Annotated in this window: 21 protein-coding genes and 2 pseudogenes; 15 read left to right on the top strand and 8 right to left on the bottom strand. The window is 58.5% G+C overall.

Going from position 1 to position 23,526, the window contains the following annotated elements; all coding sequences use genetic code 11:
- Positions 1 to 117: 117 nt before the first annotated feature.
- Together U5A82_RS01040 and U5A82_RS01035 are read right to left on the bottom strand one after the other, a co-directional pair.
- Complete coding sequence (locus U5A82_RS01040; protein WP_326287974.1) at positions 118 to 906, bottom strand: SDR family oxidoreductase; 789 nt, start codon at positions 904 to 906, stop codon at positions 118 to 120.
- 184 nt (positions 907 to 1,090) lie between these two features.
- Positions 1,091 to 1,858, bottom strand: a complete 768-nt coding sequence (locus U5A82_RS01035; protein WP_326287972.1) for an SDR family NAD(P)-dependent oxidoreductase — start codon at positions 1,856 to 1,858, stop codon at positions 1,091 to 1,093.
- Positions 1,859 to 1,952: 94 nt separating this feature from the next.
- Between U5A82_RS01035 and U5A82_RS01030 the strand changes: the two genes are divergently transcribed.
- The gene (locus U5A82_RS01030; protein ID WP_326287970.1) at positions 1,953 to 2,753 is read left to right on the top strand and encodes an enoyl-CoA hydratase/isomerase family protein; all 801 of its coding nucleotides are present in this window, start codon (positions 1,953 to 1,955) and stop codon (positions 2,751 to 2,753) included.
- Between the two features lie 15 nt (positions 2,754 to 2,768).
- Here U5A82_RS01030 and U5A82_RS01025 read toward each other — a convergent pair whose 3' ends face one another.
- Positions 2,769 to 4,007 (bottom strand): acetyl-CoA hydrolase/transferase C-terminal domain-containing protein, encoded by a 1,239-nt coding sequence (locus tag U5A82_RS01025; RefSeq protein WP_326287969.1) that lies wholly within the window; start codon positions 4,005 to 4,007, stop codon positions 2,769 to 2,771.
- 115 nt (positions 4,008 to 4,122) lie between these two features.
- Between U5A82_RS01025 and U5A82_RS01020 the strand changes: the two genes are divergently transcribed.
- Genes U5A82_RS01020 through U5A82_RS01010 form a run of 3 tightly spaced genes read left to right on the top strand, consistent with a single transcriptional unit; the run spans position 4,123 to position 6,616 of the window.
- Positions 4,123 to 4,575 carry a MaoC family dehydratase gene (locus U5A82_RS01020; protein ID WP_326287967.1) on the top strand — a complete coding sequence of 151 codons (453 nt, stop codon included), beginning with the start codon at positions 4,123 to 4,125 and terminating at the stop codon, positions 4,573 to 4,575.
- Positions 4,572 to 5,438, top strand: a complete 867-nt coding sequence (locus tag U5A82_RS01015; RefSeq protein ID WP_326287965.1) for an HpcH/HpaI aldolase/citrate lyase family protein — start codon at positions 4,572 to 4,574, stop codon at positions 5,436 to 5,438. The genes U5A82_RS01020 and U5A82_RS01015 overlap by 4 nt, the downstream gene beginning before the upstream one ends.
- Entirely contained in the window at positions 5,438 to 6,616 is a 1,179-nt protein-coding gene (locus U5A82_RS01010; protein ID WP_326287963.1) for an acyl-CoA dehydrogenase family protein, read from the top strand. Before U5A82_RS01015 ends, U5A82_RS01010 begins: the two co-directional genes overlap by 1 nt.
- A gap of 76 nt (positions 6,617 to 6,692) precedes the next feature.
- Here the strand turns inward: U5A82_RS01010 and U5A82_RS01005 are convergent, their stop codons facing one another.
- On the bottom strand, positions 6,693 to 7,115 hold the full coding sequence (locus tag U5A82_RS01005) for a nuclear transport factor 2 family protein (RefSeq protein WP_326287962.1): 423 nt from the start codon (positions 7,113 to 7,115) through the stop codon (positions 6,693 to 6,695).
- Positions 7,116 to 7,375: 260 nt separating this feature from the next.
- On the opposite strand from U5A82_RS01005, the gene U5A82_RS01000 reads away from it, so the two are divergent.
- From U5A82_RS01000 to U5A82_RS21645, 4 genes and pseudogenes are all read left to right on the top strand, one after another.
- Complete coding sequence (locus U5A82_RS01000; RefSeq protein ID WP_326287961.1) at positions 7,376 to 7,903, top strand: SRPBCC family protein; 528 nt, start codon at positions 7,376 to 7,378, stop codon at positions 7,901 to 7,903.
- 158 nt (positions 7,904 to 8,061) lie between these two features.
- Positions 8,062 to 8,580, top strand: coding sequence for an SRPBCC family protein (locus U5A82_RS00995; RefSeq protein WP_326287960.1), 519 nt, complete (start codon positions 8,062 to 8,064; stop codon positions 8,578 to 8,580).
- 18 nt (positions 8,581 to 8,598) lie between these two features.
- Positions 8,599 to 9,426, top strand: a pseudogene (locus U5A82_RS21650) (FAD-dependent oxidoreductase); the annotation flags it as partial.
- 134 nt (positions 9,427 to 9,560) lie between these two features.
- Positions 9,561 to 10,022, top strand: a complete 462-nt coding sequence (locus tag U5A82_RS21645; RefSeq protein WP_442802143.1) for an FAD-binding protein — start codon at positions 9,561 to 9,563, stop codon at positions 10,020 to 10,022.
- 70 nt (positions 10,023 to 10,092) lie between these two features.
- On the opposite strand, the gene U5A82_RS00985 is transcribed toward U5A82_RS21645, so the two are convergent.
- On the bottom strand, positions 10,093 to 10,842 hold the full coding sequence (locus U5A82_RS00985; protein ID WP_326287957.1) for an NADPH-dependent F420 reductase: 750 nt from the start codon (positions 10,840 to 10,842) through the stop codon (positions 10,093 to 10,095).
- Positions 10,843 to 10,885: 43 nt separating this feature from the next.
- The gene (locus U5A82_RS00980) at positions 10,886 to 11,326 is read right to left on the bottom strand and encodes a MarR family winged helix-turn-helix transcriptional regulator (protein ID WP_326287955.1); all 441 of its coding nucleotides are present in this window, start codon (positions 11,324 to 11,326) and stop codon (positions 10,886 to 10,888) included.
- A 140-nt stretch (positions 11,327 to 11,466) separates the two neighbouring features.
- Here U5A82_RS00980 and U5A82_RS00975 point away from each other — a divergent pair, with 140 nt between their 5' ends.
- Together U5A82_RS00975 and U5A82_RS00970 are read left to right on the top strand one after the other, a co-directional pair.
- Positions 11,467 to 12,375, top strand: coding sequence for an LLM class flavin-dependent oxidoreductase (locus U5A82_RS00975; protein WP_326287953.1), 909 nt, complete (start codon positions 11,467 to 11,469; stop codon positions 12,373 to 12,375).
- A gap of 178 nt (positions 12,376 to 12,553) precedes the next feature.
- Positions 12,554 to 12,955 carry a putative quinol monooxygenase gene (locus U5A82_RS00970; RefSeq protein WP_326287952.1) on the top strand — a complete coding sequence of 134 codons (402 nt, stop codon included), beginning with the start codon at positions 12,554 to 12,556 and terminating at the stop codon, positions 12,953 to 12,955.
- Positions 12,956 to 13,029: 74 nt separating this feature from the next.
- On the opposite strand, the gene U5A82_RS00965 is transcribed toward U5A82_RS00970, so the two are convergent.
- Both U5A82_RS00965 and U5A82_RS00960 read right to left on the bottom strand, forming a co-directional pair.
- Positions 13,030 to 14,631, bottom strand: coding sequence for a class I adenylate-forming enzyme family protein (locus U5A82_RS00965; protein ID WP_326287950.1), 1,602 nt, complete (start codon positions 14,629 to 14,631; stop codon positions 13,030 to 13,032).
- Positions 14,632 to 15,005: 374 nt separating this feature from the next.
- Complete coding sequence (locus U5A82_RS00960; RefSeq protein ID WP_326287948.1) at positions 15,006 to 15,764, bottom strand: SDR family NAD(P)-dependent oxidoreductase; 759 nt, start codon at positions 15,762 to 15,764, stop codon at positions 15,006 to 15,008.
- Between the two features lie 219 nt (positions 15,765 to 15,983).
- Between U5A82_RS00960 and U5A82_RS00955 the strand changes: the two genes are divergently transcribed.
- From U5A82_RS00955 to U5A82_RS00935, 5 genes and pseudogenes are all read left to right on the top strand, one after another.
- Positions 15,984 to 17,144, top strand: a complete 1,161-nt coding sequence (locus tag U5A82_RS00955; protein WP_442802126.1) for an acetyl-CoA C-acetyltransferase — start codon at positions 15,984 to 15,986, stop codon at positions 17,142 to 17,144.
- A 241-nt stretch (positions 17,145 to 17,385) separates the two neighbouring features.
- Entirely contained in the window at positions 17,386 to 18,051 is a 666-nt protein-coding gene (locus U5A82_RS00950; RefSeq protein WP_326287944.1) for a TetR/AcrR family transcriptional regulator, read from the top strand.
- A gap of 758 nt (positions 18,052 to 18,809) precedes the next feature.
- A complete protein-coding gene (locus U5A82_RS00945) occupies positions 18,810 to 20,384 on the top strand; it encodes a Re/Si-specific NAD(P)(+) transhydrogenase subunit alpha (RefSeq protein ID WP_326287942.1) in 1,575 nt (524 codons plus the stop codon).
- 13 nt (positions 20,385 to 20,397) lie between these two features.
- Positions 20,398 to 21,849 carry an NAD(P)(+) transhydrogenase (Re/Si-specific) subunit beta gene (locus tag U5A82_RS00940; RefSeq protein WP_326287941.1) on the top strand — a complete coding sequence of 484 codons (1,452 nt, stop codon included), beginning with the start codon at positions 20,398 to 20,400 and terminating at the stop codon, positions 21,847 to 21,849.
- Between the two features lie 327 nt (positions 21,850 to 22,176).
- A pseudogene (locus U5A82_RS00935) lies at positions 22,177 to 23,401 on the top strand (IS256 family transposase).
- Positions 23,402 to 23,526 lie beyond the last annotated feature (125 nt).

Here is a 23,526-nt window from a genome sequence, read left to right as displayed (position 1 = left end):
GACAACCCGGTTATACCGCAAGATCGAACGGTCCACGGATCATGTTGCGCGTTTTTATGATGTTGCCTAAAAAACTGCGTTTCTGAAGAACAGCTGCCTTAAATCATCCCCGCTTGATCAGAATGTCGCGTTCGTGACGCCGCCGTCGACCACGAGGCTTTGCCCCGTTATATAGTTGGACTGTTGGCTACAGAACATCGCCGCGATGGCGCCGAAGTCGATCTCCGACCCAAAACGTCCGACTGGAATGCCAATTGTCTTGATAGCCTCCTCCAACTCCGCTTCCAGGCTGATCCCATTTTCCTCTGCCCGCTTGCCATAGATTTCACGAATTCCGTCGGTGTCGTGCATGGCAGGCAGAAGTGAATTTATCGTCACGCCATGAGGGGCAATCACCCTTGCGACGGCCACGGTATAGTTGACCAGCGCAGCCCGCGGCGCGCCGGACAAGATGCGCCAGGGATGTGGGAACTTCACCGCCGCAGTAGCTATATTGAGAATACGCCCCCATCCACGCTCGCACATGCCATCTACGACTGTGCGAATGAACTCGACAGGCGAGATGAAGGTCATATCCAGATTGGCGCGCCAGTCCGCGTCCGAAATATCCCGGAAACTTTCGATATAAGGCGGGGGCGAACAGGTGCCGACGAAAATATCCGGTTGAGGACAGGCCCGCAATATGCGCTCGCGGCCCTCCACCGTCGCGTGATCCGCCACGATCGCCTGCACATGCGCTCCCGTCGCGCTGCGGATTGTTTCACATGCTATTTGCAGCCGCGCCTCGTTGCGTGCGGAAATGAAAAGATTAACCCCCTCCCCGCCCAATGCCATGGCCGTGCCAAAGCCCAGTCCCGCACTACCCCCGTTGATGATGGCGTTACGTCCGCGAATTCCCAGATCCATCGTCTCTCTCTTTCCCGTTTGGAAACAATCGTTTCGATCGTTTCCACATCCACACACCGATTGTAGCCGCCGCCATCTCGGCGTGGGCAGCTGACCTCAAGCCGAACCGGATTTCCACCGCCACATTCGTTGCTGTCGCCGGCCATTCCACGGCTTTTCGTCATAAGCGGCGTCAGGAGCAGTGCTAAAGTTGCAGTCCACCATCGACGGCGAGCGACTGTCCCGTAATATATTTTCCCTTGTCCGAGAGCAGGAAGGCGACGGCATCGGCAACGTCTTTGGCTGTACCGAATTTCTTCATCGGCAACATCTTGCGCAAGCCGTCCACCCAATCTTCGATACCGGGCTTTGCGATCAGTTCATGGCCCAGGCCAGCGTCGATGAACCCGGGCGCAACGCAATTGGACCGGATGCCAAACCGCCCCTCTTCCAGAGCGATACCCCGGAACAGCATTTCGATCGCCGCCTTGGGCGCTGCTGAACAAATGTCGCGCAGGGGTACTTTTTCAACCGCAGCCGTGATGATCGCCACCAAAGCGCCGCCGCCCCCCGCTTTCAGATAAGGCAGCGTGGCCCATACGAGATTGAAGGCCGCCTGCACGTCATTGTCGAAAACCTGCTTCCACTCGGTCGGCGAGATGGTGCTGAGGAACTTCATCGGAATATGGGGACCGGCGGCGTAAACGACGGAATGGACCTGACCGAAACGCTCGGCCGCCGCGTCGACAAACGCCTTCATGGCATCGGCATCGGTATGATCGACGGACATGGCCAGCGCATCGCGACCTGCAGCCTCGACCTTGGCGACGACCGCATCGGCAGCCTCCCTGCGCGAGCGGAAGGTGAAGGCGACGTTCGCTCCGGCGATCGCCAACTCCTCGCAAATCGCCGATCCGATCCCTCCACTGCCGCCAGCGACGATCGCCACGCCGCCCGTAAACGCCTTCTCCATTTATCGCCCTTCTTTTCCTCTTGTCGGTGCTCCCCTGATGGTGCACCTCGTCCGCATCAGAATTAGTTTGCATATACTATACTGAGGAAATCAAATGCCCAACCCCGAAATTATCATTTCCAAAAGTGAGGGCGTGATCCACGTCGCTCTCAACCGCCCCGACAAATTCAACGCGATCAGCATGGAAATGCTGGAGGGGCTGCGCGACGCGACCGCTCAATTGCGGGACCGGGACGACCTGCGGGTCATGCTGGTGACCGCCAACGGCAAATATTTCTCGGCCGGCATCGATCTGAACAGCGGGCTGGCGCCGGATGCGTCAATCACCAGTCCAAGTGCTTTTCGGCGTTGGTACCGGCAGGGTGCGGGGAGCCTGCACGGTCTTGGCGACGAATGGGAAGCCATCGAAAAGCCGATCGTCGTGGCCGTCCATGGCCCGTGCCTGGGCGGCGCGCTCGAACTGTCGCTATGCGCCGACTTCCGTCTGGCTGGTCCCGATGCGCGTTTCGGCCTGCCCGAAATCGCTCTGGGCGCATTACCTGGATCGGGTGGAACCAGCCGTCTTGTGCGCTTAGCTGGTCCGCATTGGGCGCGTTGGCTGGTGCTTGCCAATCGTCAGATTGACGCAGAACGCGCGCTGTCGATCGGAATCGTCCATGACATTTTGAGCCAGGAGGCGTTCGGGGACGAGGCGCTCGCCTTCTGCCAGTCCTTGATCGCGCTACCGCCGGAGGCCTTTGGCGCAGGCAAGCTCGCCATCGAACTGGCCGCGGATCTGGAACGCGGGCAAGGGCGCAATGTCGAAAGACTGGTCGTCAGCGGATTGTTTCAGGGCGCCGAACTGCATGACCTAATGCGCGCAATGCAGGAAAAGCTGGCCGCCAAAAAGCGCTGACGCCCATCGTCGGCGTCAAAGCTTTGCGAAAAAGCTCTGCCATTGCGCGGTGAGTTCTGCGCGGTGGTCGGGCGCGGCGACGGCGATCAACGCCGCGGCCCGCGCTTCATGGGTGGCGCCGCGCAGGTCGGCCCGGCCAAATTCCGTCACCACTATATCGACATCCATCCTGCCGAGCGACACAGGACCCGCCCCCGCATTGGGCGCGACAATCCGGCTTACCGCTCCCTTCGCAGCGGTGGCCGCAAGCGCCACGATCCGAATGCCTCCCGCCAGCTTGGCGCCCCGCGCGAAATCACTTGCGCCGCCGGGGCCCGACATCAAGCCTTTCGGTCCGACTTCGGCATAGGCCTGGCCAAACAGGTCCACTTCCGTCGCCGAATTGACGGCAATGAAATCGCGAATAGCGCCGATGGCCGATCCATCATGCGTGAGCGCCACCGGCGCAAAACGATAAGCCGGGCCGGCGATCGCCTGGTAAAGTCGCTCCGAACCGATTGCGACGCCGGCCGTGACCGCGACGCCGGGAGCAAGCGCGCCTGCGTCTTCCAGATCGACAACCCCATCCCCGATCAGACCCGAATGCACCCGCAGATTGCGCCGCCCGGTCAGGGCGCGAAACAGAGCGCCAGGCACTTTGCCCAGGCCGGTTTGCAGGGTCGCGCCATCGGGCACGAGCGGCGCGATATGACCGGCGATGGCGTCCGCGACGGGATCGCTCCCACCGTCCGGCATCGACAGAAGCGGCTGGGGCAATTCGACAATCGCCGTGACGCTTGCCAAGGGAATAGCCGCCTGCCCGCGCGTACGCGGCATCAATGGATTGATATGCGCCAAGCGCACGGGCACGGATGGCCAGAGTTCCGCCATGAAGTCGACGGTCGGGCCAAAACTGCACATGCCCTGCTCGTCAGGCGGTGAGAGCATCATTAACGCGGCGTCGGGCGGCGTGTTGATGAGGCGCTGCCGGATATCGGCATAGCAAAGCGGGAAAAACGTGACAGTGGCCCCCGCCGCCTTGAGTTCTGGCGTCAGGAAGAAGGTTTCCGTCCGGCATGACGGATTGGCAAGATAGGTCCGGCGATTGAGCCCCGGAACGAAAATCCCGGTGAAAGTCATCGCGCCTAGCGCCGCCCCGGCGCGATCCAGAGCATCAGCGAGCAACACCAACTCGACCGAACAGCCAGACACCATTGTTCGCCCCCCGGACGGCAGCATCGCGACCAGCGCGTCGACATCTGTTCTGATCGGCATATCGGGCAAGGTCCTTGGCGCGGTCGCGGACGGACCTGCAATTGGAATATTTACAAGCGGGCCGGTTGCTGTCAATGAGCATCTAGTATGTAGTGCCTAGAGGATAGCTGGCAGCATGGTGGGTTTGTACTTCGATCAGTTCACGGTGGGCCAGACATTTCGGCATGAGATCCGTAGGACGGTGACGGACATGGACAATATGCTGTTCTCGTCCCTCACCTATAATCCCGCGCCCATTCACATCGATCACGCCTATGCGGCAGGAACCGAATTTGGCAGGCCGCTGATGAATTCCATCTTCACGCTGGGCCTCGTGATCGGTTTGTCCGTTCAGGATACGACGTTCGGCACGACAGTCGGCAATCTGGGGATGAGCGAAACGAAGTTTCCCGCGCCCGTTTTCGCAGGCGACACGATCCGCGCCGAAACCCGCGTCCACGCGCTGCGTGAGAGCGCATCGCGACCCGGTCAGGGCATCGTAACATTGGAACATATCGGCTTCAACCAGCGCGATGAAATGATCTGCTCGACCAAACGAAACGCACTCATGATGGGAAGCCCGGCATGAGATTGCGGTCCATGCTGTTCGTGCCCGGCGACAGTGAACGGAAGTTCGCCAAAGGATCGTCGGCGGGCGCTGATGCACTGATCCTGGACTTGGAGGACGCGGTTGTGCCATCCATGAAGGATGCGGCGCGCGCGCATGTGTCGTCTCTGCTGGATGATCGCGCCGAACGGTCCTGGCGCTTCTTCGTGCGGGTCAATCCGTTCGATACCGGCATGACGTTGGATGATATGGCAGCGGTCGTGAAGCCCGGGCTGGACGGGTTGCTGATTCCCAAGGCGAACTCCGCGCAGGACCTTGTTCGGATCGGCGCGGAACTGGATCGACTGGAAAACAAGGCGGGCATGGCCGCGGGAACGGTCCAACTGGCCGTCGTCGCGACGGAAACCGCGCAGGCCATGTTCAATCTTGGCAGCTATGTCCCCGCCCATCCACGCCTGGTCGCGATGACATGGGGCGCGGAAGATCTGGCGGCGGCCATCGGTGCGACCGACAACAAGGAAGAGGATGGTAGCTGGACTTTTCCCTATCAGGTTGCACGCGCGCAGTGCCTGTTTGCGGCGACTGCTGCGGACGCCCTGCCCATCGACACGCTATACGCTGATTTCCGCGACCCGCAGGGATTAGCGAAAGACTGTGCCCGCGCCCGTCGTGATGGTTTCGTCGGTCGGGTCGCCATTCACCCCGACCAGGTCGGGATCATCAACCGCGCTTTTTCCCCCACGCCTGAACAGGTCGCCCATGCCCAGGCGATCGTCGATGCCTTTGCCGCTTCCCCCGATGCCGGCACGCTCGGCATCAATGGAAAAATGTACGACATCCCTCATCTTAAGGCCGCGCGCCGCACGCTGGCAGGAGCAGTATAATGTCCTCACCCCGCCCCCTCCCCACGGAAGAAGAACGCGATGTCATCCGTGAAGGCGTGCGCGCCGTCGTCACACGATTCGATGATGAATATTGGCTCGCGCGCGACGAAGACGGCGTCTTTCCGTTCGAGTTTCACAAGGCGATGGCGGACGGCGGTTGGCTGGGAATCACCATGCCGGAGGAATTTGGAGGGGCCGGCCTTGGCGTCACCGAAGCAGCGGTCATGATGAACGAGGTGGCCAACCATGGCGGCGGGATGACGGCCGCGTCGGCCATTCACGTCAACCTGTTTGGCCCCCACCCCATCGTCGTGAAAGGAACGCCTGAGCAGAAGGCGCGCTGGGTCCCGCGGCTGTTATCAGGCGAGGATCAGGTGGCTTTCGGCGTCACCGAGCCGGACGCCGGACTCAATACGACGCGGATCAAGACTTTTGCGGAAAAGGTGCCAGGCGGCTATGTCGTTCATGGTCAGAAAGTCTGGACGTCGACCGCGCAGGTGGCCAACAAGATCCTGCTGCTGACGCGCACGACCCGGTTCGAGGACTGCGCCCGACCGACCGATGGCATCACCATCTTCTACACTGATCTGGACCGGGCGAAGATCGACGTCCACAAAATCCCGAAAATGGGCCGCAAGGCGGTCGATTCCAACGCGATCTTCATCGATGGCCTGTTCATCCCGGAGGAAGACCGGATCGGTGAGGAAGGCAAAGGCTTTTCCTATCTGCTGCATAGCCTGAACCCGGAACGGATTCTGCTCGCGGCTGAAGCCATCGGACTGGGGCAGGACGCACTGCGCCGCGCATCGAAATACGCCCGCGAACGCATCGTGTTCGACCGCCCCATCGGACAGAACCAGGGCATTCAGCATCCACTTGCCGAACGCTGGATGTATCTTGAAAGCGCGTGGCATATGACCATGCGCGGCGCGGAACTCTATGATAGCGGCATGCCCTGCGGCGCTGAGGCCAACAGCGCCAAGTTCCTGGGTGCCCGCGCGGGCCATGACGCCTGCTGGCAAGCCGTGGCGACGCATGGCGGCTTTGGATATGCAAAGGAGTATCATGTCGAGCGGCTGTACAGGGAAGTGGCCATCGCCCGCATTGCGCCGATCACCGAACAGTTGATCATGTGCTTTATCGCGGAAAAGGTGCTGGACCTGCCGAAAAGCTACTGATCTGTGGCCCGGTTTTGACGGGTAAAGCGAAGGAGCGCCTATAGCATTGAGTTGCGCCGCTCCCTCTTCGCATAGATTATGACAGCGCAATTGTCTGAGGTGGAAACAGAGGTAAGATGGTCCGGCGGTCAAAGCGCCAGCCGGCTTCGGTCCTGACATAGCCATCTTCGTAGCGGATATAGTAGCGGGCGTGGCCATGATCGCGTGTTTTCGCCTCCACCAGCGCAAAAACGCTGCCTGACGCCCGGTCGGCGCTCCAATCCAGGATCACATGATTTATCATCAGATGGACGACATTCAGCACATCGGCCTGTAACTGCGCGCCGTAAGCGGCGATAGCATCACGGCCATGATAGGCTTCCATCCCTAAAGCCCTTTCGTCCAGGACGCCTGACGGGATGAACAGATCGGCCCACGCGTCGATATGCCAAAGGTCGAGATGATAGGGGTATCGGTTGACCAACTCCTGCAGCGCGAACCTGTCATCACAACCCAGCATTTTATCTCCTTCCCTACCACAGCCTGATCAAATGCGGTCTGTTACCAGCCGCTCTTGCGCCATAGCCGCGGGGCCATGTCCGAGCTCGCGATCCAGCATCGATCGGGGAACGGCCTGTCGCACTCCACCCTTGACAGCGACCGTTAGAGGAATAACATAGTATCCTAATACTAAATATGTCAATTTCAGGATGACTGCCGAGGCACGAGGATCGGTTCGTGCCTGATTCTATCAATGAACGGACGTCGAAGGAGCAGGTAATGCCGAAATACCAGAGAGGGCATGCGGAGTATCGCGGGATCGTCGACGCGCCGCTCGATGATGTCTGGGAATTGCTGACCGACTGGGCGAACTTTGAACGCTGGTGGATCAAGCCGGAAGATGGAGGGCGACCAGGCCCGAACATCGCCAGCGTCGAACTGCTGGGCGAGCCGGACTCGGTGCCGCGCACCCGCATCGTTCGACATGTCACCGGATCGACCGTCGATGAAAAGCTGTGGCTTCAGGACGATGAGACGAAACGTATCGTCTACGACATGGTTTTCCGGCCCAATCCGGGTGGCGCAGAACTGCGCAACGAGTTCAGAAATTATCTCGCGACCACAACGCTCGATACTTTGCCGACCGGCGAAACGCTGATGACGTTCAAATCAGAATTTGACGTCGTCGAAGGCGCCGATCTGAATTTGATGATATCGCTGATCGAAAGGACCTATTCGGACGCTATTACGAAAGGCTTCCGTCGATATTTCGCCCGACATCAGAAAGCGGAAGCCGTGTTGGCCTGACCCTCCAGCAAGGCGGCGAGGCCTTGCGCTCAAGGGGAACGACCCGCGGGTTTAAGCCGATGCAGCGTGCCGCTCTTGGGGCATGTCGCTTGGCAGAACCTATGATTGTGCAACAAAGCTGAGGCATTCCGTATGCGCTCAAGCAGATTGAAGCGAGGATGATCGTGATCATTGTTCAACGTGGAACCGGCCTCAGGGAAGGCGTCATCAATGCCGACGCCGAAACCGTATGGGCGCTTTTGACCGACTGGGGCACCATGGACTGGTGGGGAAACGAACTGCAAGAGGCCGGAATGAAGGTCAGCAGATGTTTTCTGGAAGGCATTGAAGGCACTGTTCCCCGAACCAAGGTGATCGAACGCGCCAATAGCGACGATGCGGGCCTGCCGCATACCAACCGTGAAACCCTGATCCATGAAGATCCGATAGCGCGCCAACTCTTCTACAACGGCACCGATAATTTCGTTGAAGGCGTTCGCAACTATATCGCGACCTGGGCCTTCGATCCCCTGCCTGATGGCAAGACCAAGATGCATATTTCATCGGTGTTCGACGTCGTCGAACCAGGCGATGTCAACGCTGTGCGCGACATCGTGGAAGCGGTGTACGAAATGATATTCAAGGGCATCAACGGATATTTCGCATCTCGGAATGTCACAGCCGAAACGCCCGCCTGATATACTAAGGAAATTCGAATGTCGGTTGATTATGACGTTGTCGTCATCGGCGGGGGTGGTGCCGGATTGTCGGCCGCCTATCACGCCGCCAAGAACGGTGCTTCGGTTATGCTGGTCGAAGCGGGACCCGCACTTGGCGGCGCGACCGCACTTGCCGGCGGCGTGGTGTATGCCGCGGGAACCAGCGTCCAGCGCGCTGCTGGCATCGCAGATTCCGCCGACGACATGTTCCAATATATGATGACGCTCAATCAATGGTCGATCAAACCGGCACTGGCCAAGCGACTGTCGGAAGGCGGGGCCTATATTATCGATTGGTTGATCGATCTGGGCAATGAATTTCCGCCCGACCTGGTCATCGAATCGGGTGTTGGCGGTCGCCCTCGCGGTCATCAATCGGTCGAAGCCGGCTTTGGCATCGCCAGGTCGCTGATCAATGCGATCGGCGCACTCGGGGTCGAGGTGGCGCTCGGTTCCCGCGTGTCGGAGCTGCTGATCGAAAATGACAGGGTGGTCGGTATCCGTTCCGGAGACATCGATCTGCGCGCCAATGCAGTCATCATTACTACCGGTGGATTTGCCAACAATCCCGAAATGGTCAAGCGGCTATGGCCGACGGCTGCCGCACATGGCGGCCGACTGACCTCCTTCTATGCAGAAGCGCCTTATAATGTGGGCGACGGCATTCTTCTTGCCGAAAGGGCGGGCGCAAACATTACGGGTATCGATAACGGGCTGCTGGTCATGTCGCCCAATTTCAAGCCGGATATGTCCTACGCCCTTCCTGAATGGGCGATGGTGGTCAACCGGGACGGCAAGCGCTTCGTTCCCGAAGACGCATCTTATGCCGTCTGCGGCTATCTGGTAAATGAGCAGCCAGAGATGCGATGCTTCGCGATCTTCGATGAAGATGCCTTGTTGGAAGCATGTGCCGACGACAGCGTCTTCAAAGTGTATATCAATGATCCTGGCAATGACAGTTGGCGTATCGATGTGATCCGCGATCAGGTTGCCAAGGGTCGGGTCAAAACGGCCGACACGATCGCGGAGCTGGCGAAGCGATCGGACATCGATCCCATCAATCTGGAACTGTCCGTCAATCGGTACAACGACCTTATGGACCGGGGGAAGATGTCGATTTCTTCAAAACCACCCCTAAATATCTGCCTATCCGAACCGGCCCCTTTTATGCCGTCGAAATCCGCGCCACCGCCATGGTGTCATGCCATGCCGGGATTGAGATCGATCCCGATGGCCATGCGCTCGATGGCCATGGCCGCGTGGTGCAGGGACTATATGCTGGGGGCGAAGTTCTTGGCTGTACGCTGGGAAGGCGCTATATCGGCGGAGGTATAGGCATCGCCAATGCGCTGATCTTCGGCCGTATCGCGGGGGAAACGGCAGCGGCAGAAAGCGCGATGGTGCGTCAACTCGTCAGCTAACGCCCGAAGGTTGAACAACAACGCGACGGGGTATTGATACCGCTTACCCGCCGGGCAAGCGGTATCATAATCACATGAAAAGCGCGCGGTTGAGGCGTACCGCAAACTCCGCGTCCGGATCGCGGGCCCCCGTGCCGGTCATACGTTCCACCACTGCGGCAAAGCTGAGGTCGCGACGCTTGGGCAGCCGGTCGACCTGCGCCGCAGCGAGCGCGGCTGGCATCTCTTCACGCGTGAGGTCGGTGCAATAGCAGGGCGCACCTGGCTGCTGTCGCCAGGATTCCGCCAAAGTCCCTGCATAGACAGCGTCGAAACCACTTTGTTCGACGAGCGCCATGCCTACGCTTCGTCCCTTTTCATCGTCGGCGGAAACAGGAATGGCCAGACGATCCGGATCGCCAGCAGGCTTGGCTTTCTTTGCGAAAGAATCCGACCCGATGGCGTTCCACGCCTTGACCACGGGTCGCCCGAGTTGCTCTGCCACCCACAGGCTTTCTACCTGCCCCGCGTCGATAGCGTCCATGCCGCTGTCACGAACCGGATAATAGTTCGACGTGTCGATCACGACCACATCGGCAGGTAACGCCGCAAACAAGGGCGCTACGTCGGGAATACGCAATAACGGTATCGACAGGATCACCACGTCGACGTCCTCCAGCGCTTGGGCTGCCTCCACCGCGCGCGCGCCATTATCCAAAATTTCAGCTTCGATCGTTTGGGGGCCGCGAGAATTTGCTACCTTTACATCATTCCCTGCCGCGCTGAGCGTTAGCACAAGTGTCTTGCCGATATGTCCGGTGCCCAGAATGCCAATATTCATCGTCGTCCTCTCCTCACTCATGATTTTGGTACCGCTGTGCCGATTATCTCGCCGGATGTGCGAGCACTTCCAGCAATCCACGCAACGCACCTAGTGACTCATCATCCAGGTCGCAGGCGGACTGAATTTTGCCGGTGATCCCGACAATGTCATTTTCCAACGAACGGCCGTAAGGGGTCAGCGACACTAGAACGCGGCGTTCGTCGCTCGGATCGCGCTGGCGGGTCACTATACCCGCCCCATCCAGCCGCTTGAGCAAGGGGGTGATGGTGCCTGTATCCATGTCAAGCCGATCGCCGAGCTTTCCCACAGAGACAGGAGATACTTCCAGCAGCGACAGCATGACCAGATATTGCGGAAATGTCAGGCCCAGCGGTGTCAGAAACGGCTTGTGCATACGCGCCATTCGATTGGCAGCACCATATAGAGCGAACGACAATTGCGTACCAAGAGACATTCTCGCGCGAACCATCACCTTGTCCACTATTATCTTGTGCGCTACTGATTGCGGGGGTTGGTGTCAAGCGCAGGACGCGGCCGGGCGAAACATGACGCTTGCTCCACTGGTTGTTCATCCTGCACATATCGTATATGGGTCCTATATTCTATATAAGAGGAGATATCATGCCTGAAGTTGGCCTCACCCTTGATCGAACGACGCATATGCTACCGGCTGCGGCGCTGACGGATCTGGCTCTGAAGATCGAACGGCTCGGCTTTGAGAGCGTCTGGCTGCTCGATTCGTTCGGACGCGACCCATATATGACATGCGCCTACATGCTGTCGAAGACATCGACGCTGAAAGTGGCCACGGGCGTTGCGACGGCCTACAGCCGCGACGCGATGGGCGCGCAGCAGACGCGAGAGGCGCTGTCGGAATTCTATCCGGGCCGGTTCCTCATGGGTATCGGAGCCTCCAATCCCATTGTCATCGCAAAGCGCAAGGGCGAATGGGTCGCCCCGCTGCCCAAGATGACATCCTATCTGGAAGATATGGCGGAGGCTCAGCTCATCAGCCCGACGCCCGAGCAGATGGCGCCAGTCATCCTCGCCGCGCATGCGCCCGGATTGCAAAAACTCGCCGTCAAACATGCGCAGGGGATGGTGACGTGGATGATGCCCGCCCCTGTCATCGCCGAGGCAAGAGACAGGGTGGGACCGGATTTTAGCATCACAGCACAGATCCTCTGCGTGCTGAACACCGACGCCGATGCGGCCCGCGCCATCGCGCGCACCTATCTCGCCATGTATATCGCCCTACCCTATTATCAGGCGGCGTTCGAGAAATCGGGTTTCGAGGAAGCTGACTGGATGAATGGTGGCAGCGACGCTCTGATCGATGCCCTGACCGCTTGGGGCGACAATGCCGCCATATCGGCGCGCGTGGAGGAGTTCGGAAACGCCGGGGCCGACCGCGTCGTGCTTAATGTGGTTCGGGAAGACCAAACGCAGCGAACAAACGGAAAACCGCCTGTCATCATAGGTGACTGGGTCGGGATCGAGGGCTTAGCTGATATCCTTCCAAAGAGTTAGGACTTCGTCACAGCATGGACGAGACGATGCCCCTTCTGGCTCGCACTTGGCGAGCAGAAGGTTCGGCAAACGCGGGCCTGCGGTTAAACTGGGGCGACCATGCTGCATCCCCGCCCCTTTCGGACCGCATCTGCAGGAGCCGATAAGGATATTAGCACATTCGATAGGAGAAAGAGCGATGACTGAAGAATCCCCATTTACCCGTGACCGCAATCTGTTTTCCGTGCGTTGGAAGGTCGATCCAGCACGCCGAGAAGAGTTTCTGAGACTTTTTGATAGGGTGTGCGAGGAGGCCAAGCCCTTTTACTACCGCGGTTGCGTATTTGCTTTCCAGGGTTGGGCGCGTGATCCGAACGAATTCGTCGTCTTCGCGTCATGGGACGAAGATGTCGCGATGGAATTGCGCGGCGTTCCCGAGTTTCAGGAATATAACCGCAAAATGCTCGATTGCTGCTCCGAGCCGGTTATCATGGAACAGTTTAGCGGCATGAATCTGGACCGCAGCATTTTTGACGGCTTTCCACAGGGGAAATCGGCCGTGCACAAATTTGGCGACAAGAACGCATTTGTCGTTCGCTGAAGGCGAACAGTCGGCGCCGTTTGCTTCTGCGCGACGGCGCCGACGTCACATCTGCCCCTTTCAATCCCGCCCGCTCAGCCGTTCTTCTGTTCGTCGGCTGTCATGAAAATATCCACCAGCGCGAATTTCTGAATTTTCCCGGATGCCGTACGGGGAAACTCGCTCACCACTTGCCATAGTTTGGGAACCTTGTGCCGGGCGATCCGGTCGAGCAGAAACGCCCGCGCCTCTTCGACTTCGATCGTCGCGCCTGCATGGCATTTGATGGCGACCGCGACCTCTTCACCCCAACGCGCATGTGGAACGCCGATGACGGCGCATTCGGCGACGCCGGGATAATCGCCCAACCGGTCCTCAATTTCGCGCGGATAGATATTCTCGCCGCCGCGAATGATCATCTCCTTGAGCCGTCCGGTGACGCGAACATAGCCAAGGTCGTCCCGCGTGCCCAGGTCGCCCGTGCGCAAGAAGCCTTCATCGTCGAACGCGGCGGCGGTGGCAGCGGGATTGTCGAAATAGCCGCGTGTCATATAAGGACTATGGATGCGGATTTCACCGATCTGGCCGAAGCCGAGCGTGGCCCCGGTGGTCACGTCGGAAATCTTCAGTTCGGTGTAAGGATAAGGCTTTCCGACGGTGCCCGCTATGACTTCGACCGGGTCGCCGCGCAGCGACTTGCACATCACGCCACCCGCTTCGGTCTGGCCGAACATGATCTGCACATCCGCATCAAAGCGGTCTCCCAAGCGGCGCACGAACTCAGGCGATACCGTGGTGCCGCCAGTCTGGATGACTTCGATCGACGACAGGTTGGTCTTGTCGAAATCAGGATGCTCCATCATGGCGATCGCCATCGTGGGAACGCACGGCAGCCAGGCGATGCGCTCCTTTTCGATCAGGCTCAACACCTCTCCGGCTTCGAAGGCGCGCAATATGACGTGGGTGCCCAGCCGGGAGATACACCCCAAAATGGTGCTCACCGACCCGCCGATGTGAAAGAATGGCAAAGCACCCAGCCACGCAAGGCCGTCGTCCATGAGGTAAAGTTCCGAGCCGAGCAAAGCATTGTTCACGATGCCCCGGTGATGCAGTTTGACTCCCTTGGGCAAGCCAGTGGTGCCGGATGTATAGAGGATGAGGGCCGTATCATCCGGCGTGACGATGACATCGACATCCCCTTCCGGCGCACTGGCGATGTGGTCCTGCCAATCGCTTGTCAGCAATATTGAGTGCAAATGGGGGAGCGAGGGCCGAACGTCTCCGATCGCGCCGATCAAGGAGAAACCGCGATACTCCGTATCTGCGATAAGGCCCACAGCTTGGCTCTGTCGCAACAGCGCCTCAACTTCAGCGAGGCGCAGCGCCGGATTGAGGGTAACCAGCACGATGCCAGCCTGCGCGGCTGCCATCTGATATAGGATCCACGGCGCGCTGTTGGCGCCCCAAATCGCAACATGGTCCCTTGGTCGGAATTGGGTGAGCAGAAATTGCGCGATCCGCAATGAATCCGTTTGCAATTGCTTATAGGTCCAGATGAGGTCCCCATCCTTTATGGCAATCTGCTCAGCCGCATTATCGGCGGCGTAGCCCAGAAGCTGCCCGACAGTCCAATCCTGGATCCCCTTCTCGTCTTGGACCAAAGAATGTACCCCTGCCATCTGATTTCCTCGTTCCACGATCGGCTACAACGCCCACGTACTTCCTATATAGATACTATATCCTATCACAATCACTGCAACTGGCAACTGGGAGCCGTTCTATTTGCGTGCAATTTGCGGGACAATGCCGCGAAATGAGCTCGCCTGTCGTTACCTTGGATGGTCCAGGACATATGGCGGGTCGGCGCAGGCGCAAAGCAGGACGATCTCATCGGACTGATAGCTACTCATTCAGACCAATGATCATCTGTCCTGGCATATCAACGGGCGGCGGGGATAAGGCGCTCCACCCAGCCATCGGTTTCCAGCCTCCAATTGCGTCAGCGCATGTACAAGCCAGTATGAATACCAACTGCCCGCGCGCGTCCCCGAGATATATCTTTTCGCCATTCTCACTTCGACCGCCAGCCACCATCCACTCGCAAGGTCGTGCCCGTAATGAAACTGGCGGCGTCTGACGCAAGAAAGAGAACGGGCTCGGCGATCTCCTCTGGTTCTGCGAACCGTCCCATCGGCGTAACGGATTTAACGAAATCGTCGACCTCCGACGAACCGCCCATTACATCGAAAATGTTGGTACGCACACCCCCCGGCGCTACCGCATTGACCCGAATGCCACGTTGCGCGACTTCGCAGGCAAGTTGGTTGACCAGGCCGGCTACCCCATATTTCGACGCTGTGTAGGCTACTCCGCCAGCCATCCCGCCCATGCTGGCAACCGATGAGGTGAGGACAATATTGCCCTTGGTGGGCATCAGATGCGCGATTGCCCCCCGTGCGCCATAGAAACTGCCGGAAAGATTTACAGCGATGTTACGGTGCCACAATTCGTCCGACATGGTCTCGCACGGCATTCCGGCGTCGATGACAGCTGCATTGCCGAAATAGACATCCAACCTCCCGAATGAACATATCGCCGAATCAAACATCGCATCGACTTCTGCGCGAACACTGACGTCGAACTGACCGGCTTCTGCCTCACCACCCGCCTTCCGGATGAGGTCGACAGTTTCATGCGCCCTGTCGCCAATGATATCGACCACCAGCACGTTCGCCCCTTCGCGAGCGAAGGCCGATGCCGTTGCCCTGCCAATGCCCGACCCGGCTCCTGTCACGATGACGGCCTTGCCTTTGAAGCGTCGATTAGACATGATCATGATCCATTTCTCACCCTCCCCCTTTCCGTATTTTACTATATGGCACGCATGCGCCGCCCCAAGAATAACCCGAATCCAAAAACTAGTATACAGGGCCTATCAACTATTTTCTTTACGGGCAATTCTCAAGGCGATAAGCGTTGCCCTTGAAAAAGAGATGTCGCCTGCCCCTCATGATGGCGCGCCTCTATCACTTCGGCGAAGGAAATGAAGATGCACGCCTATATAGTATCGGCAGTGAGAACCGCTGGTGGGAAGCGCAATGGGCGCCTATCGGGCCGCCACCCCGTCGAACTCGCCGCCGAAGTTTTGAACGCAGTTGTCGCGCGGGCCGGCGTCCCGCCCGAAGTTATCGATGACGTCATAATGGGATGCGTCACCCAATATGGCGAGCAGTCCCGCCAGATTGCCCGGTTTGCGGTACTCGCGTCGAATCTGCCGCAGTCCGTCCCCTCAGTCACTATCGATCGGCAGTGCGGCTCGTCGCAACAGGCGATGCAGTTCGCTGCGCAGGCGGTTTTGTCAGGAACGCAGGATGTCGTGATCGCCGCAGGCGTCGAAAGTATGAGCCGCGTGCCGCTTGGTTCGGCAACCAACAGCGCGCAGGGTGCCACGCCGATGGTGCAAGCGATCCGCGATCGCTATGGCGTCAACGACTTCAGTCAGTTCGCGGGCGCGGAGATGATCGCGAAGAAATGGGGCTTCACGCGTGACGATCTCGACGCTTTTGGTGTCGAAAGCCATCGCAGAGCGATTGCTGCAACGAACTCCGGGGCGTTCCAGGCCGAGATAGTGCCCATCACGATCACATTGCCGGATGGTACGCAGGACGTCCATGTCAAAGATGAAGGCATCCGATGGGACGTGTCGCCCGAAGGCATGGCAGGCGTAAAAACTGTGGTCGCTGGCGGCCTTATTACCGCCGCCACATCGTCCCAGATCACCGATGGGGCGGCCGCAGTTGTGATCGTTTCGGAAAAGGCCCTGAAGGAATATGGCCTGACACCTATAGCCAGAATTGCCAGTTTCACGGTCACCGCCGGCGATCCGGTCATCATGCTGGAAGAACCCTTATACGCCACGGACAAGGCGTTGAAACGTGCGGGTATGGCGATAGCCGATATCGATCTATTCGAAGTGAACGAGGCTTTCGCTCCTGTTCCCCTTGCCTGGCTGAAATATACGGGCGTCGACCCCTTGAAGATGAACGTCAATGGGGGGGCAATTGCGCTTGGCCATCCCGTCGGTGCTTCAGGCGCCAAACTGATGGCGACGCTCGTACACAGCTTACGCGCCAAGGGACTTAAATATGGCCTCCAGATCATGTGCGAAGGGGGTGGGCAAGCCAATGTCACCATTGTCGAAGCGCTATAGAATGTCGACGGGCGGTCGACACATGCTTCCAAGTTCAAAACCATCCGGGAAATTCAGAGAGTGCTGAGTGGTTAAGTGACCGGATGCGTGCTTATTCCCTGTAATCTCGTCGATTTAAGCCGCCCGAATCTTACCCGGATTGCGAGCGTCCAGCCCTTCAGTCGGATGCAGCGAGGTTGACGGGTCAATCCTAGATGATAAAGTCATGATCTAGGAACTAGACGCTAAGGGAATATCGACTTTGGGTGACGAATCTACTCCAGACCGTATTCTGTCAACGGCGCTGAAGCTTTTTAATAGCAGTGGTGTGGATCGTGTTCCGATATATAAAATCGCGTCTAGCTTAAGTATCAGTCCTGGCAATCTGACATATCATTTTGCAAAAAAGCAGGATATAATTTACGCTCTGATAGACCGGCTGGAGCATGATGCAACCGATGTGTTATCCAGCCCGCGCAATCCCAGCGCCAAACATCTCGCAGAATATATCGTCAATTTGTTCAGCCTCATGTGGCGGTATCATTTTTTCTTCGAATCGTTGACCTACTTCACCGCCACAGATCCTCATTTGGCGGAAAGCTATCATCGCATTATGACCACGGCCATCACGGGGTCTATCCAGCGCATTAAAGATGCTATTAGTTGCGGAGACATTGCCCCCCTTATCTCCCCTAATAGCCCGCAGATTCTGGGAGAGAATATGTGGGCGGTCTGGGTCAACCGCCTTGGTGCCGCACGGTCCGGCTTTAACGAACAACGTGATGGGATTGATGCTATATATGATTGCTGCATTCATCACATGAGTCTAATCCAGCCTTATGCTAGCGAAACTTATATTTTTCGCCTGCATAATGCTATTAAAGAAATGTTGAATATTGACCAGCGTCCAAAAATAATGAATAGCTAAATTTATCATATAAATAACTTAGCCTGGCGGTTATATACTCAATATTTTGCGATTAACGCTGGTGGATAACGGAAGACTATCGCCCATATCTCGCATTAAGTAAAGTGCCTGCTTGAAGACCTTGCGATCGGATTTGCGTCGAGTTGGATTGGCGAAGAAGCTTTCGGTTACGGGCGCGAGGGCATGTTCGTCCTTTACCAAAACAGTGATTTCAATCGAATCATACTCGAATTCTGTCGATGCCCCAATGTAGCCACCCTTCCGAAGCCCCTGACAGCGTCCTGGCGTTCGATGATATATACATTCCATTGATCATACGCTTCAGGACATCCTTTGGCGGACTGTTATACCAAGATGAATTGATAGGAACCTATAGCCAGTTGTTCCCCAGCGAAGGCCGGGGGCCAGTCCCGCGCTCAGAACTGGACCCGGCCTTCGCCGGAGAAATGCCTTATGGGTCAGCATCATCGCATTCTGATATTAGAATAACCACCAGCTGCTTAGATTAAATATCTTTTAATTATTTCAAATCCCACATAACTCTGGCCGCAATTTTTCACAATAATTATAAAATTCTGGAATATATTTAGCACCGATCACTATTTATAAATTCTATTAATTTATATATTTGGTCTATAAATCGCTGCCTTACGAACCGCCTTACATTTGCATTTCTATAATATGGGCCGACAGGCTCTGATTAGCCATTTGGTATTCGGTACAATGAAATTCGCGTTAGAAAAGGTGAGGAAGGCAATTTGAGAATTGGCGCCCCAAAAGAAATTGTCCAAGGCGAAGCGCGCGTCGCGCTGACGCCCGATAGCGCTCTACAATTGCAGAAGCTGGGCCATATATGCCTTGTCGAGAGCGGCGCAGGCAAGGCGGCCGGCTTCGACGATGACAGCTATCGCGCTGCCGGCGTGACGGTTGTTCCAACCGCGGGCGAACTATGGTCCGCTGCGGATGTGATCGTAAAGGTGCGTCCACCCGAAGCAGAGGAGGCTACCCGGCTCCAACAGGGCAAGTCCCTCATTTCCTTTTTCTATCCTGGACAGCGCGGCGAAGAATTGGCTGCGGTCAGCGCGACCGGCGCCAATGTGCTGGCGATGGACATGGTGCCGCGCATCTCGCGCGCGCAAAAGATGGATGCGCTGTCCTCGATGGCGAACATCACGGGCTATCGCGCCGTGATCGAGGCGGGCGCCAATTTCGGCCGCTTCTTCACAGGCCAGGTGACCGCAGCGGGCAAGGTGCCCCCGGCCCGTGTTCTGGTGATTGGCGCCGGCGTCGCGGGGCTGGCCGCGATCGGCGCGGCCACATCGCTCGGCGCGATCACGCTGGCCTTCGACGTGCGGCCCGAAGTCGCCGAACAGATCGAATCGATGGGCGCGCAATTCGTCTATCTCGATTTTTCGGAAGAACAGCAGGATGGCGCGGCGACCGGTGGCTATGCCGCCCCGTCCAGCCCCGAATTTCGCGCGGCACAACTCAAGAAGTTCCGCGAGTTGGCGCCCAATGTCGATATCGTCATTTCCACCGCGCTCATTCCGGGGCGCGACGCCCCCGTCCTGTGGACGAAGGACATGGTCGAGGCCATGCGCCCGGGATCGGTCATCGTCGATCTGGCGGCCGAACGCGGCGGTAACTGCGAGTTGACGGTGGCGGATCAGAAGATCGTGTCCCCCAACGGCGTCACCATCATCGGCTATACCGACTTCCCCAGCCGGATGGCGGCACAGTCGAGTTCGCTTTACGCCAGCAATATCCGCCACATGCTGTTCGACCTGACGCCGGGCAAGGATGGCGTGATCGTCCATAATATGGAGGATGACGTGATCCGCGGCGCGACCATCGCCTTTGAAGGTGCGGTCAGCTTTCCGCCGCCGCCGCCCAAGATCAAGGCGATCGCCGCCCAGAAGCCCAAACCCAAGGCGGAGGAACTGACCCCCGAACAGAAACGGGCGAAGGACGTCGCCGCCTTCAAGGCGCAGACCCGTTCGCAGGTCACGACTTTGATCGTCGCCGCGATCGTATTGATCGCCGTCGGCGCCGTGGCGCCCGCCAGCTTCATGGGCCATTTCACGGTCTTCGTGCTGGCCTGTTTCGTCGGTTTCCAGGTAATCTGGAATGTCAGCCATTCTCTGCATACGCCGCTGATGGCGGTGACGAATGCGATTTCGGGGATCGTCGTTGTGGGCGCCATGCTTCAGGTCGGATCGTCCAGCACGATCGTGCTGGTTCTGGCGACGATCTCGATCCTGATCGCGTCGATCAATATCGTTGGCGGCTTCCTGGTCACGCGCCGGATGCTGGCCATGTTCCAGCGGTCCTAAGGGGGTAGATTTCATGTTCGATACCGGTGTGGTGTCCGCAGCCTATCTCTGTGCCGCGGTCCTTTTCATTCTGTCGCTGGGCGGCCTTTCCAACCAGGAAAGCGCCAAGCGCGCCGTTTGGTACGGCATTACCGGCATGGCCCTGGCCGTGTTGGCCACCCTCTTTGGCCCCGGCGCGGCCAATCTGCCGATCGTGGTCGGCACCTTCGCCGTCGCCGCCGTCATCGGCTGGATCGTCGCGATGCGGGTGCAGATGACCGAAATGCCCCAGCTTGTCGCTGCGTTGCACAGCTTCGTGGGGCTGGCGGCCGTATTCATCGGCTTCAACGCGCATTTCGAACTGGAAACGGTGAACGCGCTCGATCCTGCCGCCCGCGAAGCGCTGACCGGCTTTGCCGGCCTGCTCGCGCACAAGACGCCGGTGGAAATCAACATCCTCAAGGTCGAGGAATTTCTGGGCATCTTCATCGGTGCGGTCACCTTCACCGGGTCGATCGTCGCCTTCGGCAAGCTTGCGGGCAAGCTGGACGGCAAGGCGAAGAAACTGCCCGGCGGCCATGTCCTCAACGCCTCGGCGCTGCTGGCCTCGCTGGTGCTGCTGGTGATGTATGTCGGCAATATCGGCGTGGAGGGCCGCGAACTGACCGTCCTGCTCGCCATGGCGGCGCTGGCGCTGTTCATCGGCTTCCACCTCGTCATGGGGATTGGCGGCGCGGACATGCCCGTCGTCGTCTCGATGCTCAACAGCTATTCCGGCTGGGCGGCGGCCGCGATCGGCTTCACCCTGGGCAACGATCTGCTGATCGTCACCGGCGCGCTGGTCGGCTCGTCGGGCGCGATCCTGAGCTATATCATGTGCAAGGCGATGAACCGTTCCTTCGTGTCGGTGATCCTGGGCGGCTTCGGTGGCACGACTGGCCCGGCGGCGGAGATCGAAGGCGAGCAGGTCGCGATCGACGCGGACGGCGTGGCGTCGGCGCTCAACGATGCGGACAGCGTCATCATCGTACCGGGCTATGGCATGGCGGTGGCGCAGGCGCAGCAGAGCGTCAGCGAACTGACCCGCAAGCTGCGGGCCGCTGGCAAGACTGTTCGCTTCGCCATCCACCCCGTCGCAGGCCGCTTGCCGGGGCACATGAACGTGTTGCTGGCCGAAGCGAAGGTGCCCTACGACATCGTGCTGGAAATGGACGAGATCAACGACGACTTCCCTTCGACCGACGTCGTGATCGTCATCGGGTCGAACGACATCGTCAATCCGGCCGCGCAGGATGATCCGAACTCGCCGATCGCTGGCATGCCTGTGCTGGAAGTGTGGAAGGCCAAGCAGGTCTTCGTGTCGAAGCGGGGGCAGGGCACCGGCTATTCCGGCATCGAAAACCCGCTTTTCTACAAGGACAATACGCGGATGTTCTACGGCGACGCCAAGGTCGCAGTGGACAGTCTATTGGGCAAATTGAGCTGAACAAAGAAAGTGGAAAAGATAACGACACGTCTTGTTATATTCATTTTCTATCATCCTTTCTTGACAGTTGTCATCACGTCGGTCCGGAAACTGGCCGCCGTAAATTTTCAGACCACGTAAAGCACTACTTTGGCAGAAGTGTAATTTTAGAACCCGCTAATGCGGGAGATGCATAGGTATTGGCTGGAATGGCCTGCTGATGAGAGGTTTCGACGGAAACGGAAAGGATCGTGTCCCACGAGGTGGTGTAGCTGGGGTCTGAGGTGGTCACCGTGATTTTCGGATAGGTTTGGGTTGCGAAGCTCGAACCTGACGGAAGGAACCACGATGACCGACCCTATGATGCACTTACGTTCGCTGGTGGAGAAGACCCCGGATGCTGATATTTTGCGCCACATGATCGCGTTTGCGGCCGAGCGGTTGATGGAGATGGAAGTCGGCAACTTGACCGGCGCTGGCTACGGCGAGAAGTCGTCTACCCGGCTTGTCCAGCGCAATGGCCATCGTGAGCGCGACTGACAAACTCGCGCCGGAACAGTAGAGTTGCGCATCCCCAAGCTACGCAAGGGCAGTTACTTCCCCGGTTTTCTGGAGCCACGCCGAATGGCCGAGCGGGCGCTGACGGCAGTGATCCAGTAAGCCTACATCCAGGGGATATCGACCCGCTCGGTCGACGATCTGTTCAAGGCACTGGGTATGGATGGCATCTCCAAAAGCTAGAGCCTGCCCCCGCGAAGGCGGGGGTCAGCCGACTGTGCGAAGAACTCCACGAGCGCGTTCACGCCTTCCTGGATCGCCCGATCGAGGGCGACTGGCCGTATCTCTGGATCGATGCGAACTATGTGAAGGTCCGCCAGAACGGGCGGATCGTCTCGGTTTCAGTGATCGTCGCGGTGGGTGTAAACAGCGACGGTCGCCGCGAAGTTCTCGGCATGGACATCGGCCCTTCGGAAGCAGAACCCTTCTGGACAGCCTTCCTGCGCAAGCTGACGCGCCGGGGTCTGCGCGGCGTGAAGCTGGTCATCTCCGACGCACACGAAGGCATCAAGGCGGCCGTCTCCAAGCTGCTGTGTGCCACCTGGCAGTGCTGCCGCGTCCACTTCAAGCGCAATGCCCTGGCCCATGCCGGCAAGAGTGGCTGGCGCATCGTCTCCGCGTTTATCGCCACCGCCTTCGCCCAGGAAACGCCCGAAGCTGCAAGCCAGCAATGGCGTTGCGTGGCCGATCAGGTGCGACCCAAACTGCCCAAACTGGCACCTTGATGGACGATGCCGAACCCGATGTGCTGGCCTACATGACCTTCCCCCGGGAGCATCGCGCCAAGCTGCACAGCACGAATCCCATTGAGCGGCTCAATGGCGAGATCAAGCGCAGGACCGAGGTGGTCGGCATCTTCCCGAACGAAGCCGCGATCACCCGCCTCGTTGGCGCCATCCTCATGGAACAGTCCGACGAATGGGCCGTCCAGCGCGCACGCTACATGACACTTGATACAATGGCACCGCTCAGCGACAATCCCATCATCATGCTGTCGGCAGTGCCGGGCACATGATCGGCTCAGACTGACGCCGAAAATCACGGTGACCACCTCAGACCCCAGCTACACCACCTCGTGGGACACGATCGACGGAAAGCCGACTATTATTGCCGGAAAACACATCAGTCCGTCCGAAAACT

The organism is Sphingobium sp. CR2-8 (assembly GCF_035818615.1).
Taxonomy (GTDB): domain Bacteria; phylum Pseudomonadota; class Alphaproteobacteria; order Sphingomonadales; family Sphingomonadaceae; genus Sphingobium.
The sequence above is the reverse complement of the archived record's forward strand: the minus strand, read 5'-3'. Positions and strand labels throughout refer to the sequence as shown.